Below are 14397 nucleotides of genomic sequence, written 5' to 3'. Positions count from 1 at the left end.
TTGGCACCCACCACAGGAAGGGAATCGGGTGGCGTGGGGCGTCAGATCGATCTGGAGGGCATCACCATCAGGCTTGATCGTGACGACAGAAAAGCCCTCCCAAAAAGGAAGGAAAGTATTAATATCGCGCATAAGAACGCCGGTTTGTTAGATGTGTTTGCTCGCACGAACATCATCAAGCAAATCGGCGTTCTTGTTTCTGTGTTTCCCGGGATTCCGTGAAGAACCTTTTTTTTGCCTGTCGGATAGCGCAATGACTGCCATCGGCCCCCCTTGCTCAATCCAGTGTTCGCGTGTCGGCTCAAGCGTACTTGCCTGACCTGGCGATATCAGGGAAGCTCGCCGCCATTGTGCGTGATCATGGTCCAGGGAAGAATTGCATGACGTTAAGGGTGTTGGTAGTCGGCGGTTACGGAAACTTTGGCAGCATTGTCTGCCGGCATCTGGCAGTGATGCGCGACGTCGATTTGTTCATTTCGGGCCGTGACGCCCACAAGCTGCGGCACAAGGTCGATGAGCTGAAAAAGCAATCGGCGACTGACTGCGGGAGTTGGTGTGGCGACGCCATGGGCGCCGGGCTCGCGTCAGCGCTGCGGGCGATGAACATTGAGTGGGTGATCCACACCGGCGGGCCCTTTCAGGGGCAATCCTATGCCGTCGCCGAAAGCTGCATCGATGCCGGGGTGAACTATTGCGACTTGTCCGATTGCCGCACCTTCGTCAACGGCATCGGCGTACTCGATGCCCGAGCGAAGCAGGCCGGTGTAGTGATCCTCAGCGGTTGCAGTTCGGTGCCGACCCTGTCCTCAGCCATCATCGATGAGCAGCGCCAGCGCTTTTCACGCATTGACTCGATCGAGCACGGCATTTCTTCTTCGGCCAAAATGCCGGGGCTGTCGACCGTCGAAGGCGTCTTGGCCTACGCCGGCAAACCGATCAAACAACTCAGAAACGGCCGCGTACATGAGGTGCTCGGCTGGCAGGACCTGACGCTGCGCAAAATGCCGGATCTGGGCTTTCGAGTGCTGGCCAATGTCGACGTGCCGGATATGGACATTTTCGCCAGTCGTTATGGCGCGCAAACCCTGCGGTTCAAAGCGGGGGCCGGCCTGAAGCTTGGCGGTGTCGCCAATTATCTGCTGGCTCAGGCGTTGCGCAGCGGGCTGGTCCGCGATCATCTTCGCTGGGCGGCAAGATTGCATCGTCTGGGCACCTGGTTCGAGCGTTTTGGCGATGGCAAAAGTGCGATGTACATCGATATTCAAGGCCTCGGCGTGGACGGTAAGCCACTGTCGATGACGGCACAGTTGATCGCCCTTAATGACAAAGGTCCGCAGATTCCAAGCTGTGCAGCCGTTGCCCTCGCCGCGAAAGTCACCAAAGGCTACGTGCCCGCCGCCGGCGCCCGACCTTGTGTGGGCGAAATCAGCGTCGCTGAGTACATGGCTGCGATCAACGACCCGCGTAACCTCAGCCTGACCGTTAAGTTTTCGGACGGGCAACGCTGACATGCTCTATCTGTGCCTCAAGTACATCCATGTCATCGCGGCGATTTTTCTGTTCGGCTTCGGCATGGGCTCCTACCTTTACCTGATCGCCGCCAGCCGTTCGGGTAATCCCCAAGTGATTGCCCATGTGGCCAGAATGGTCGTGCGCTTCGACACCTGGATCACCACACCGGCGGGTTTCATTCAGATCGTGTCGGGTTACTTTTTGCTGAGACTCTCGGGCCTGGCGCTGACCACCGAGTGGGTGCTGACGTCGCTGCTGATCTTCTTCTGTGTGGGCGCTCTATGGCTACCGGTGCTGTTGCTGCAGAAACGCTTGCAGGTTCTGGCTTTGAACGCGAGCGAGGCGGGCAGGGCGCTGGATGAGACCTACCGGTCGCTGTACCGCAAATGGTTCTGGCTGGGTGTCTGCGGATTTTCGGGGATGTTTGTGATTGTGCTGATGATGGTGACGAAAATGACCCCGTGGCAATTGTTGGGGGTGTTGGTCTGAAACGGTTTTTGCCGGTTTTCGCGGCGGCGTTGCCGGGCGGTTGCGCTAAGCCGGATCGCTTCCTGTTTGTTCTACCTCGGTATCAAGCAGTTGTGCAAAAAGGGCCCGATGCTGCCGGACGGTATCAGCGACGACGTTCATTGGTTTGGGTGCGGCGATTCTGACGATGCGACGCCAGGCGAGTTAAACGGGGCGAAGGCGTCATCCATGACGCCGACAACACTCAGTCAGAACTTGTATTTGGCGGTGAGCATGTAGCTGCGCGGGTTGCCGTAGTTGTCGTTGGAACCCCAGGTCACGTTGCTGCCGATGGCGGAGTAGTAGACGCGGTCGAAGATATTGTTTGCGTTGACCTGCAGGTCCAGGTGCTGGTTGACCTCGTAGCCGGCCATCAGGTCGGTGACTGCGTAGCCGCCTTGCTGGAGGCGATAGCTGCCGCCGCTGGCGAGTACCACGTCGTTGTACATGCGGCTCTGCCAATAAACGTTGCCGCCGACGCGGAGTTTTTCCAGCGGGCCCTGCAGGCGGTAAACGGTCGAGACCTTGAACAGGTGCTCAGGCGTGTCGGTTTTGAATTGCTGATTATTGTTGGCCGGGTTTTCGTCCTTGATGTAGTGCGTGCGGGTATAGGTGTAGCCAGCGCCGAGCTGCCAGTTTTCGGTCAGCGCGCCTTGCAGCTCCATGTCAACGCCTTGGCTGCGCACTTTGCCGGAGGCGTTGTAGCAGGTCATGACCGGGCAACCGCGTTGATCTTGCGCCAGGGTCGAGCGGTTGCTCTGGTCCATCTGGAACACGGCCAGGCTGGTGTTGAGCGCGCCGTTGAAATACTCGCCCTTGATGCCGACCTCGTAGTTTTCACCGACGATCGGCTTCAGCACTTTGCCGGAAAGGTCCTTCGAGGTTTGCGGGGTGAAAATGTCGGTGTAGCTGGCGTACACGGAGTGGTGGTCGTCCAGCTTGTAGATCAGGCCGGCGTAACGGGTCAGGTTGCGGGTGACCTTGTAGTCGCCATCGGCGGTGCGGTCATCGTAGTCGTACCAGTCCAGACGGCTGCCGAGGATCAGCGTCAACGGGTCGGTCAGGCTCAAGCGGGTGGTCAGGTAGACGGCATCCTGAGTGGTGACGTTGCGGGTCTTGCCGTCACGCACGAAGTCGGGCTTGGGCGCACCGATCGGCCAGGCGGTGGTGTAGGGATCGTATTCCTTGGTCGTAGCATCGTAGACACGGTTGCTGGCGCCGACGACCAGTTCGTGGGTGCGGCCGAAGGCTTCGAACGGGCCGCTGGCAAAACCGTCGACTGCGGTTTGCTTGTCGGTGTTGTGCGATTGGTAAGCCGTGGTTTCCAGCGGGCCGGCGTAACGCGACAGGTAAGTGCCGGAGAACTCGCCGTTGAGTGTCGATGAAGAACCGGCGACATGCAGTTTCCAGTCGTTGTCGAAGCGATGCTCGACTTCACCGAAGACCGTGTCGATCTGCAGTTTCTTGTTTTCCCAGTCGCTGCCGGGGTAGGTGGAGCGGGGCAGGTCGAGGTGGTGGCCGTCGGCACCGATCGGCAAGCCGCCCCAGAAATAGTTGGTCTGCTCATTTTGACGAGAGAAGCCCAGCGTCGCGGTAGTTGCTTCGCTCAGGTCAGCTTCACCAATGGCGTAGAACAGGCCGTGATCGTTTTGTTCTTTATCGCGGAAACTGTCGGCGCCCTGATAGGAGCCCACCACACGGCCACGCAACGTGCCGTTTTCGTTCAGCGGACCGGAGGCGTCGATCTCGCCGCGATAATCATCCCAGCTGCCAGCGGCACCGGTGAGTGACACCTGCGGGGTCGCGGTCGGGCGTTTGCGCACCATGTTGATGGCGGCCGACGGGTTGCCGGCACCGGTGACAAGACCGGTCGCGCCGCGAACGATTTCTACCCGGTCAAACATGGCCAGATTCGGTTGCACCGCCATCGAGTACGGCTGGTAAGAGCTGGGCAGGCCGTCGTACATGATGTTATCGATGTCGAAACCGCGAGCGCTATAAGCCTGCCGGCCGGGGCCGCTGGACTGATTGAGAAACAAACCGGGCGTGGCCCGCACGACATCGTTGATGCTGGTCATGCCTTGATCGTCCATGCGCTGACGGGTGATCACCGTCACCGCCTGGGGCGTTTCGCGCATGGTCAGAGAGAGCTTGGTCGCGGTCTGCATCGGGCCGGTGGTGTAGGACTGCGAACCCTCGGTGGTGCTGCTCATCTGTGTGGCGCCGATTTCGGTCGCGCCGAGCTCCAGCGTCGCCGGTGCGGCGGTGTTTTCTGGCGTGGCGTCTTCGGCCGCAGCCGGTGCGACGCTGGCCATGCAGATAGCCAGTGCCAACAGGTTAGGTGCGAGGTTCGAACGGTGGTGGATGGTCTGAAACGACATCAATCTGCTTCCCCAAGGTTTACTAAAAAGAATCTGATGCATATGCGTGTAGGAATTATTCGCATTAGTCTGTCAGATTGATTCTCTTGAAGAAAGGCGTACTCAGCCGTTAGTTAACGAATTTTTCATATTTGGTGGTGGCCGAGGCGTGAGGGATTCTCCAGAAGGTCTGGATATCAACGGGATTAAAACGGGTAACGCAGAGCAGGAATGGCCAGCAGCGGCCGATCATTGGCGTTGATCGACGACGCTGCCAGCGCGTGGTTGAAGCACTGAAACGTTAGTCCAGATCGGCTGCCTGATGCCGCTCCGGGACCTGGCTCTCCTCATCGCCCCATGTGCGATTGACGCGCATCCCGCGAACCACCGCCGGCCGCTTGGCGATCTCCTCGGCCCAGCGCTGCACGTGGGTGTATTCCTGCGCCGACAGAAACTCGGCCGCCGAATACACGTTGTTGCGCACCAGTTGCCCGTACCACGGCCACACCGCGATGTCGGCGATGGTGTAGCTGTCGCCGGCCAGGTAACGGCTCTCGGCCAGGCGTCGGTCCAGCACATCAAGCTGACGCTTGGCTTCCATGGTGAAGCGGTTGATCGGGTACTCCATTTTTTCCGGTGCATAGGCATAGAAATGCCCGAAACCGCCGCCCAGATAGGGCGCCGAGCCCATCTGCCAGAACAGCCAGTTGAGGGTCTCAGTGCGTCCCGCCGGATCGGTGGGCAGGAACGCGCCAAACTTCTCGGCGAGATAAAGCAGGATCGAACCCGACTCGAATACGCGAAGGGGCGGCTCGACGCTGCGATCCAGCAACGCAGGAATCTTCGAATTCGGATTGATCTCGACAAACCCGCTGGAGAACTGATCGCCCTCACCAATGCGGATCAACCACGCGTCATATTCGGCAGCGGTATGCCCCTGCGCCAGCAACTCCTCAAGCAGGATGGTGACCTTCACGCCATTGGGGGTGGCCAGCGAGTAGAGCTGCAAGGGATGCTTGCCGACTGGCAAGGTTTTGTCATGCGTCGGCCCGGCGATCGGGCGGTTGATGCTGGCGAACTGGCCGCCGGACGCAGCTTCGTTTTTCCAGACCTTGGGCGGAACGTAAGACGCATTGCTCATGAAGACCTCATCGTTACTGGCTGAAAGTAGAGTGACACCGTAAGGAAAAATCCCCTCGCGTGCCAGACGGAACTCGGGTTATTTGATATTCCGTGATCACCGAGTGTCCCGGCAGAAGTACCGACGGCTGCTGCAGTCAGTCGGCGCGAAGATAGCGCAGCCATTCGATCAACTTGACGACACCACAGAAAACCAACACGGAAAAGGCAATGAGCGCGACGGCCGCGCCGATCAGACTCAGGTCCGTTGTTATCTGGATGTAGGCGGCCAGCGACAACGCAAGAGCAGCATAGCCAGTGAGGAATTTCCTTCGCGCGATCAATAACATCGGAACCATCAGGACGACAAACAGATGCACCGCGATGGTGATGACCAATTGCGCGACCAATTGAGTGAGCGTCCTGCCGGATGACGCTTGGGCGAGGATGATTTCGCCGTCGTACAGAAACACTTGCAGCGTTATTACGGCGGCGGCTGCGATCCCGACAGCGGGCAATGCGGCGGTTTTCGAGATGTTCATAGGGTGTGCAATTCCAACGACCTGGGCATATCGGTTTGATCTCTATTCTTCATTTGTCAGATGACCGCTGCAAAAACTCGCTGATCAGCGAAACCGTCTGCTGCTGGATCACCTCACGCGGGCGTCCGCCGTCGCCATCTGTGCAAATGATGCCGTCGCCGGGCGCGTCTTCTTCAAGCATGGCTATCGCTCCCGGCTTGCACAGCGACATAAAGCTGAAATGGCTGGCGTCTTTGATCTCGACATATTGACTCGACGTTTTCGGCAGGCGCCTCGCCAGGTCGGCGGACTCCAGTTCAGCGGGCAGATCTTGCGACGGCACGCCCGCTGCGATCACCAGCACCGGTACCGGCAACGCCGCCAGACCGGTATCGGTAAAACCGCGTGACAGGCCCAGGTCCAGCGCCACCACGGCCGTGACGCGCGTGTCGCGCAAATCGGCGCCCAGGCGGGTTTTCGCTGCCGGGTGACTGGCGGGATTCATGGTTTGGTAAACCGAACAACTGGCTAACTTCAGATGAACGCTGCAGTCGCGGGCAAACCGCTCGGTGTCGAAACGCGCGCCGGCGATTTCCAAAGCCGTCCAGCCGCCGAGTGAATGGCCGACCACCGCCACTCGCTGCGGTGCGACGGCGCCATATTGTTTTGGCTGTGCCGTCACCGCGTCGACAGCCCGGCCGATGTCCGCAGGACGCAGCCATAACTGTGCCGCCGCCTGGGGGCTACGGTCATGCGTGGTGCTGCCGGGGTGATTGACCGCTGCGACGATGTAGCCCTTGCGCGCCAGTGCGCTGGCCAGCCATGCCTGGTTAGTCCAGTTGCCGCGATAACCGTGAGAGAGCACCACCAAAGGATGTTCGCCTTCGGTCGGTGGTGCATTGTCTACGGCCATGACGCCGACAAACGCCGGGTTGTCAGCAATCAACGTTGCTGGGCGAGTGCTTGCCCGGGCGGGGTACCAGACAACCATCTCCAGCGGCCGCTCATTGTTCGCGTCCGGCAGCGTCGAACGCTGGAAACCGATCGGATGGTCGTCAGCCAATACCTGGGTGCTCAGGCAGATCAGAAGAAGGGCGCCGAAAGCTTTTTTCATTGTTGTTTTCGTCCTTGAGGGTGCCGATTGGCGAAGTGGACTTTGCCTTAATCCGCGCGTTTCAGCGAGTCCGTTGTGAACGTTGTGTTGGCGATCGCGCTGACGTCAGGTGTCGTTGCCAGTTCCGCTGTGTTGATCGATACCAGGTGCACAGGCGGGTGGCCAGCGCACTTTCAAGTGTTCGACCAAGTAATCCAGAAAGGCTTTGACCTTCGGCGTCATCGCCGAGCGTTCCTGCACGCAGGCATAAATGTCCATCGGCTCGACAACTGCGTGCGCCTCACCGTCGGGCTGTGCAAACAGCGGCACCAGTTGACCGCTGGCCAGATAAGGCGCCGCGACGAACTCTGCCAGGCGCGTAATACCCGCACCGCTGGCGGCCATCTGCGCCAGTGCGTCGATGTCGTTACTGATGGCCGTGACGTTGAGGTTGGCATCAAAGCGCTGACCGTCACGCAGAAAACGCCAACGCAGAAAACGCCCGTCCAACGGGTATCGAAACGCCAGGCACGCGTGGTTTTGCAAATCGTCCGGCGATTGCGGCCAACCGGCGCGTTCCAGGTAAACAGGGGCGGCGCACATGACGAAGGGCAGGGAAACGATCTTGCGCGCGATGATGCCATCCTCCAGTTGCGGTTCGATCCGCAGGCTTACATCGATTCCCTCCTGGATATGGCTGATCTTGCCGTTGGTGGTCGACAGCTCAAGGAGCAGGCGCGGGTGTTGCGCCGCAAAACCCGCGATCAGCGGTGCGATGACATGGCGGCCGAAGGCGGAAGTCGAGGCGATGCTCAACCGCCCTTGCAGTTCGGTTTCGTCATTGCAGATCGAGCTCTGCGCCGACTCCAGATCCGCTGCGATGCGCTTGACCTTGTCGTAATACACCGCGCCGTTTTCAGTCAGCGCCATGCTCCGCGTCGTGCGTTGCAGCAGCCGCACGCCGAGGTGCGCTTCCAGACGATTGATCGTCTGGCTGACCGCCGCTGCACTGACGCCGAGGGTTTTCGCGGCGCCGACAATGGAGCCCGACTCCACCACTTTGATAAAACTGGCAATTGCCGCTAACAGATTCATCCATGGCCTGCCGAGTAGGAGGTTATTCGTAAGTTTTTCTTTATAAAGCACCAGCGAAGGGGCGTCTAGTTGAGCTGGATCCGCCTTGCTAAGGTGCCCGCTCCCTGTCGATGGATGGAAAAGCCCTATGAATCAACCCAGCCGTTCCGATGCTCTGTATGTCAGCCGCCGCAAGCTGTCAGCACGTGCCACACCCTATGTGTTTGCGTTGTACATGGCGACGATCATGGCGTTTCTGATGTCGCTGGTGATCACCGCCGCCAACTCCGGCATTGATAACGACTACCTGAGTAATGCGCTGCACGCCTACAAAACGGCAATGCCGGTGGCATTCCTGTGCATCCTCGTCGTCCGGCCCATCGTGATCAAACTGGTGGCGCTGACGGTGCATCCGCATCGTTGATTGCGGGCACCGTCCGAGCGCCTCAAAACAATTCGTCGAGCAATTGATAAAAGGCGATCAATCGCTGATCGGGTTCTACGCCATAGACCTCGAAAAACATCGGTACCCACTGTTTGCCGAGGTTGGAGCCAATGCTGTGTGTGGCCAAGGCGAGATCCTGATAACGATCGGCGACGCCGAGCCGCCCGCAGTCGACAAAGCCGCTGAATTGGCCGTTTTCAGCGAGCAGGTTCGGCAGGCAGGCATCGCCATGGGTCACCACCAGATCTTCATGATCAGGACGTTCGGCCAGTATCTGCTGGAACACATTCTCGGCCGTGCAGCCGATGCGCGCGTCGTCGAAATCCTGTTCGTCAATCAACCCGGCGAGCACGTGCTCCCGAGCCAGTGGGATTTTCTGATCAAGACGATGATCGAACGGGCAACGATTGATGGCCACCGCGTGCAGCGATCGCAAGGCATTGGCGGCCAGAGTGACGATCTGCTGCGGCGCCAGGTGTGCGCTGCTGGCCAGGTCCCGGCCCGGTATGGCGGTCATCAGTAACCAATTGCGATCCGCTTCGGTGGCGGTTTCCAGTACCCGTGGCGCGGGCAGATCCTGGCTCGCCATCCAGCGCAAACGTTGCACTTCCCCGGGCAACTCGCCCCAGATCATCACTTGCTCGGACTTCACAAACAGCGGCACTGAACCTTCAGGTGTGATCCGCAGAACGTCGGCACGGGATTCGCCGATCGTTTGCTGTTCGATGAGGGCGTCGGCGAACCGCTTGCGCCATTGCTCTGGTAACACCATGTTCATGCGTCCCTTGCGGTCACGTAGAAGGCGCGCATTGTGCCGCGCCAGCGATGTTCTGCGCAAACGCTGCGCCGGGACTTGTCTGCCGGCAATCAATCGACACTTCGTCATCCGCCTGACTGTCCAGACCCTTACACCTTCCGGCAGATGCGCTGCCGGAAAGGCTCCATGCACCGGTGAAAGGCGAGGAACACGATGACGATGACAGTGGGAGATTTTCTGGTTGAGCGGCTCAGCCAATGGGGCGTTACGCGGATATTTGGTTATCCGGGTGACGGTATCAACGGCGTGTTCGGCGCGCTCGACCGGGCCAAGGGAAAGATCGAATTCATCCAGGCGCGCCACGAAGAAATGGCGGCGTTCATGGCCTCGGCCCATGCCAAATTCACCGGCGAACTGGGCGTGTGCATCGCCACCTCAGGCCCAGGCGCGTCGCACCTGATCACCGGGCTCTACGATGCGCGGATGGACCACATGCCGGTGCTGGCAATTGTCGGTCAGCAGGCGCGCACGGCATTGGGCAGTCATTACCAGCAGGAGCTGGATCTGGTCTCGATGTTCAAGGACGTTGCCGGGGCTTTTGTGCAGCAGGCTTCGGCGCCATCGCAGGTCCGCCATTTGCTTGATCGCGCAGTGCGCACGGCAGTCGGCGAACGTCGCGTCACCGCGATTATCCTGCCCAATGACCTGCAGGATCTCCCTTACGAAGCCCCGGCCCGAGCCCATGGCACGGCGCATTCCGGTGTCGGTTACAGCAAGCCGAAAGTGCTGCCCTACGAGGCGGATTTGCAGCGCGCCGCCGAGGTGTTGAACGCAGGGGAAAAGGTCGCGATTCTCGTCGGCGCCGGTGCTCTGGAGGCGACCGATGAAGTGATCGCCGTGGCGGAAAAACTCGGTGCCGGGGTGGCCAAAGCACTACTCGGTAAAGCCGTGCTGCCCGACGATCTGCCTTGGGTCACCGGCAGCATCGGCTTGCTCGGCACTGAGCCGAGTTACAAGATGATGAGCGAGTGCGACACCTTGCTGATGATCGGCTCGGGTTTCCCATATTCCGAATTCTTGCCCAAGGAAGGCCAGGCGCGTGGTGTGCAGATCGATCTGCAGCCCGACATGCTCAGCCTGCGCTACCCGATGGAGGTCAATCTGCAGGGCGACGCGGCTGAAACACTCGCGGCGTTACTGCCGCTGCTCGAACAGAAAACCTCGGGCAAATGGCGCAAGAAAGTCGAAGGCTGGCGCGGCAGCTGGGAGAAAACCCTGGAAAAACGCGCCATGGTCAAAGCCAAACCGATCAATCCGCAGCGAGTGGTGTACGAGTTGTCGCCGCGCGTGCCTGATCAGGCGATCATCACCAGTGACTCGGGCTCGTGCGCCAACTGGTACGCCCGCGACTTGAAGATTCGCCGTGGCATGAAGTGCTCCTTGTCCGGCGGGCTCGCCTCGATGGGCGCCGCCGTGCCTTACGCCATCGCGGCCAAATTCGCTTATCCCGAGCGCTCGGTGATCGCCTTGGTGGGCGATGGCGCGATGCAGATGAACAACATGGCCGAACTGATCACCGTCGCCAAATACTGGCGGCAGTGGGCGAGTCCGAAATGGATCTGCGCGGTGTTCAACAACGAGGATCTCAATCAGGTCACCTGGGAGCAGCGAGTGATGGAGGGCGATCCGAAATTCGAAGCGTCGCAGAGCATCCCCGACGTGCCTTATCACTTGTTCGCCATCTCCATCGGCCTGAAAGGCATCTTCGTCTACCGCGAAGAAGACGTTGCCGCTGCCTGGGAGCAGGCACTGGCTTCGGATGTGCCGGTGCTGATCGAGTTCAAGACCGACCCGAACGTGGCGCCGTTGCCTCCGCACATCAAACTTGAGCAAGCGAAGAAGTTCACCACGACGTTGCTCAAGGGCGATCCGGACGAAGCCGGAATCATTGTGCAAACCGCCAAGCAGGTACTGAGCTCCGTTCTACCCGGAAAAAAATAACCCGAAACCCACTGACGGCAGCTCCTGCACGGGGACGGGGGCGACACAAAATCTGGAGGGGATCGATTTGATTTACATCGGCTGCGCAGGCTGGAATCTGGCGCGCGAACATTGGTCGTCGTTCCCGGCTGACGGCACGCACCTGCAACGCTAAGCCGCGCAATTCAACAGCGTTGAAATCAACAGTTCGTTCTGCGTTTCGCCGGTGCCGTGGTGCTGGAACCACGCCATGAATCGTGGATCAGTGCCGAGCCTTTGCTGATCACGCAGCAGATTACCCATGCGGCGGTCGATCCTTCGCGTATCAGCAGCGATCCGTTGCCGGGTGGCTGGAACGGAGTGAAGTATTGGCGCCTGCACGGTTCTGCGCGTATCTACCACAGCGCCTACGAATCGCCGTACCTGCAGCAACTGGCTCAGGCGTTGCGAAGCGCCGCTGCCGAAGGTGCCGCGACCTGGTGCATCTTCGACAATACCGCCAGCGGTGCTGCGCTTGGCAATGCGTTGAGCCTCGCCGGCCTGATCGCCGACTAGAGTTTTTGCACCGTATCCGTTGAGTCACCCCGACCCTCTCGCCAAAAGAAAAGGCTGGGGTGAGGGGTTAAGTCTAACTGACAGCACAAGCCTTAATTTCCGTCTGCCACCTTGCGCTCAATCTCATCGACCTTGCGCTGTAACGTTTCGGCATCCTGCTCTTTGACGCGGGTGGAAGACGGCGTGATGACCTCATCCACCGCGTTGGTGTCATCGTCCCGATCCTGAAGATCGCGCTCGACCACGTTCACCGGTTTACCGGACGTATCGGTAGGCGGGGCGTTTGGTGTTTTGTTGTCGTTACTGTTCATATCGTTGACCTCCGTGGGTGTAACCATTGGAGGAGGGACTGTGGCGAGCGTTCGATTTTTTTCAGGGGCTGTGAATGAGCGGTATTTCAGGCCAGCGGCGTGTTTCTCATGCCTCGCAGCGGATCATCCAGCAGACGAAACTGCTCAAGCATGAAATCGAGCAGTAACCGCGTTGACGGCAGCATCCCTTGCCGTGTCGCAAATACGGCGTGAATCATTTCTGTTCGGGGTGTCCAGTGCGGCAAAACCACGGCCAGTTCCCCGCGTTCGATGTAGTCGTGTACCAGTGACATGGGCATCTGTGCGACGCCGATGCTGTCGATAGCCGCGCAACGCAACATCGGCAGGCCTTTGGTAATGAGCTGCGGTCGGTGTTGCAGGGTGAATTCGCGGCCATCTTCATGGAACAGCGTCCAGCTGTAATCGCGTTGTGGGCTGCCGTGATGAACGCTGGGAAAGCGCGCTAGATCTTCCGGTCCGTCGGGTGTGCCCAAACGGTTCAAAAGCGCTGGACTGGCAACCAGGCACTGTGGCCGTTGCGACATGACGCGGCTGACCAGATTGGAGTCCTGAAGCGGCAAGGGGCGAACCCTCAACGCCAGATCTACGCCTTCGGCAACCACATCGACCTGACGATCACTGGCTTCCAGATGCACTTCCATGCGCGGGTGCATGGCCATGAACCGCGTGATGATTGCGCCAACGCATTCCTCTAGCAGCGCAGTCGGACAGGTGACACGCAGCACGCCGCCCGGCTCGGAGTGGGTCATGGCGATTGCCGCTTCTGCGGCTTCGGCCTCTTTGAGCATGGCGCGGCAATGGTCGTAATAGCTCTGCCCCAGTTCCGTCACCGAGAAGTTTCGGGTGTTGCGGATGATCAGGCGCACACCCAGCCGTTCTTCGAGGTGCGCGATGCGCCGGCTCAGGTTGGATTTGGGAATACCCAGCGCACGTGCGGTCGGCGCGAAACCGCCGTGGTCCACCACCATAACGAAGTACTGAAGGTCATTGAGATCCAGCACAGTCGAATTCCATTCAGTCAGAAGGCGTCAACTATACAAGGCTGATCGTCCCTTGTATGGGAATCAGCAGCCCGTTTTTTGCGACTACCGCGCCGGCCAGCCGGGGCTTTAAATTGCGGCCCTTGAATGACCGCCTCGGCATCCGCCTGAACCGTCAGCCCTGCGCACTGGCTGCGCAGTTTTTGCTGTTTCTCTGGATCTATAACGTGAACAAACTCTGTGAGATGCATTCTTTCGTGACGGTGGTCGACACCGGCAGTATTTCCGAAGCTGCGCGGTGCATGGGCGTTGCCAAATCGATGGTCAGTCAACGTCTTCAGCAACTGGAAAAGCGTTTGGGCAGTATTTTGCTGGAGCGCGGCCGGCATGCGCGCCTGACCGAATCGGGCGAGGTGTTCTACCGGTACTGTGTGCGTATCCTGGCGGATGTCGACGACGCCGAAGGCGCCGTTCAAACGTTCCAGTCAAGCCTGCACGGGAGCTTGCGAATCGCCGCGCCGATGGCGTTCAGTATTCGTTATCTGACGCCGATTCTGTCGTCGTTCGCCGTGCGTTATCCGCAGTTGCAACTGGACGTCGATTTTGACGACCGCCATGTCAATCTGCACGAAGAGCGCTACGACGCGGCCATCCGTATCGGTGAACTGCCAGACTCCTCGCTGGTGGCGAAAACTATCACGCCCAATCGCCACATCATTTGCGCCAGTCCTGAGTATCTGGCGGCGCATGGCGCGCCGCAAACCCCTCAGGAACTGTCCCGACACTTCGCGATGCTTTACGTGAACCGCGAGCCGCACGGCATGTGGACCTTGCCCGTGAACAATGCGCTGGAATCGTTTCGTGTCCGTTGTCGACTGCGTACCAACAATGCTCACCAACTCATGGAAGCGGCCAAGGCAGGCATGGGCCTGGCGATTCTGCCAACGTTCCTGGCCGCACAATCGATCGTCGCCGGCGAGTTGCAGGAGGTGCTGGCGCCTTATGCTCCGCGCGGTGGCAATATCTCGGCGGTGTACCGGCAATCACTGCGCGCATCGCCCAAGCTGCACGCCTTGGTGAGCTTTCTGACTGAGCAGATCGGCAGTCCGCCAGAGTGGGAGCAGATGCTTGCCACGCATGCGCGGCAAGCAGGCTGAGTCGT

General features: G+C 59.6%; 14 protein-coding genes and 1 pseudogene. 7 read left to right on the top strand and 8 right to left on the bottom strand.

What is annotated here, in order from left to right; genetic code table 11:
* The 3 genes from CKW18_RS30680 to CKW18_RS23450 form a co-directional block, all read left to right on the top strand.
* A partial coding sequence (locus tag CKW18_RS30680) for a hypothetical protein (protein ID WP_218274340.1) occupies positions 1-222 on the top strand: 222 nt, incomplete at its 5' end.
* Positions 223-380: 158 nt separating this feature from the next.
* On the top strand, positions 381-1508 hold the full coding sequence (locus tag CKW18_RS23455; protein WP_095190969.1) for a saccharopine dehydrogenase family protein: 1128 nt from the start codon (positions 381-383) through the stop codon (positions 1506-1508).
* 1 nt (position 1509) lies between these two features.
* Positions 1510-2001 carry a DUF2269 domain-containing protein gene (locus CKW18_RS23450; RefSeq protein ID WP_095190968.1) on the top strand — a complete coding sequence of 164 codons (492 nt, stop codon included), beginning with the start codon at positions 1510-1512 and terminating at the stop codon, positions 1999-2001.
* A 227-nt stretch (positions 2002-2228) separates the two neighbouring features.
* Here the strand turns inward: CKW18_RS23450 and CKW18_RS23445 are convergent, their stop codons facing one another.
* The 5 genes from CKW18_RS23445 to CKW18_RS23425 all read right to left on the bottom strand — a co-directional run bounded on the left by CKW18_RS23445 (position 2229) and on the right by CKW18_RS23425 (position 8207).
* A complete protein-coding gene (locus tag CKW18_RS23445; RefSeq protein WP_095190967.1) occupies positions 2229-4400 on the bottom strand; it encodes a TonB-dependent siderophore receptor in 2172 nt (723 codons plus the stop codon).
* A 280-nt stretch (positions 4401-4680) separates the two neighbouring features.
* A complete protein-coding gene (gene yghU, locus CKW18_RS23440; RefSeq protein ID WP_095190966.1) occupies positions 4681-5520 on the bottom strand; it encodes a glutathione-dependent disulfide-bond oxidoreductase in 840 nt (279 codons plus the stop codon).
* Between the two features lie 136 nt (positions 5521-5656).
* Positions 5657-6040, bottom strand: coding sequence for a hypothetical protein (locus CKW18_RS23435; protein ID WP_095190965.1), 384 nt, complete (start codon positions 6038-6040; stop codon positions 5657-5659).
* A gap of 49 nt (positions 6041-6089) precedes the next feature.
* Positions 6090-7133, bottom strand: a complete 1044-nt coding sequence (locus tag CKW18_RS23430; protein ID WP_095190964.1) for an alpha/beta fold hydrolase — start codon at positions 7131-7133, stop codon at positions 6090-6092.
* Between the two features lie 105 nt (positions 7134-7238).
* On the bottom strand, positions 7239-8207 hold the full coding sequence (locus tag CKW18_RS23425; RefSeq protein WP_095190963.1) for a LysR family transcriptional regulator: 969 nt from the start codon (positions 8205-8207) through the stop codon (positions 7239-7241).
* A 127-nt stretch (positions 8208-8334) separates the two neighbouring features.
* Here CKW18_RS23425 and CKW18_RS23420 point away from each other — a divergent pair, with 127 nt between their 5' ends.
* The gene (locus CKW18_RS23420) at positions 8335-8610 is read left to right on the top strand and encodes a DUF2798 domain-containing protein (protein ID WP_095190962.1); all 276 of its coding nucleotides are present in this window, start codon (positions 8335-8337) and stop codon (positions 8608-8610) included.
* Positions 8611-8632: 22 nt separating this feature from the next.
* On the opposite strand, the gene CKW18_RS23415 is transcribed toward CKW18_RS23420, so the two are convergent.
* Positions 8633-9403: an APH(3')-II family aminoglycoside O-phosphotransferase gene (locus CKW18_RS23415; RefSeq protein WP_095190961.1), complete on the bottom strand. Its 771-nt coding sequence runs from the start codon at positions 9401-9403 to the stop codon at positions 8633-8635.
* A 198-nt stretch (positions 9404-9601) separates the two neighbouring features.
* Here CKW18_RS23415 and CKW18_RS23410 point away from each other — a divergent pair, with 198 nt between their 5' ends.
* Together CKW18_RS23410 and CKW18_RS23405 are read left to right on the top strand one after the other, a co-directional pair.
* Positions 9602-11389 carry a thiamine pyrophosphate-requiring protein gene (locus tag CKW18_RS23410; RefSeq protein ID WP_095190960.1) on the top strand — a complete coding sequence of 596 codons (1788 nt, stop codon included), beginning with the start codon at positions 9602-9604 and terminating at the stop codon, positions 11387-11389.
* A 67-nt stretch (positions 11390-11456) separates the two neighbouring features.
* Positions 11457-11923, top strand: a pseudogene (locus tag CKW18_RS23405) (DUF72 domain-containing protein).
* A gap of 92 nt (positions 11924-12015) precedes the next feature.
* Here the strand turns inward: CKW18_RS23405 and CKW18_RS23400 are convergent.
* Positions 12016-12234, bottom strand: coding sequence for a hypothetical protein (locus CKW18_RS23400; RefSeq protein ID WP_095190959.1), 219 nt, complete (start codon positions 12232-12234; stop codon positions 12016-12018).
* Positions 12235-12320: 86 nt separating this feature from the next.
* On the bottom strand, positions 12321-13256 hold the full coding sequence (locus CKW18_RS23395; RefSeq protein WP_095190958.1) for a LysR substrate-binding domain-containing protein: 936 nt from the start codon (positions 13254-13256) through the stop codon (positions 12321-12323).
* Between the two features lie 206 nt (positions 13257-13462).
* Between CKW18_RS23395 and CKW18_RS23390 the strand changes: the two genes are divergently transcribed.
* Positions 13463-14392, top strand: a complete 930-nt coding sequence (locus CKW18_RS23390) for a LysR family transcriptional regulator (protein ID WP_095190971.1) — start codon at positions 13463-13465, stop codon at positions 14390-14392.
* The last annotated feature ends 5 nt before the right edge of the window (positions 14393-14397 follow it).

Source organism: Pseudomonas sp. Irchel 3E19, assembly GCF_900187585.1.
Lineage (GTDB): Bacteria > Pseudomonadota > Gammaproteobacteria > Pseudomonadales > Pseudomonadaceae > Aquipseudomonas > Aquipseudomonas baetica.
This window is presented reverse-complemented; position numbering and strand designations above follow the sequence as displayed.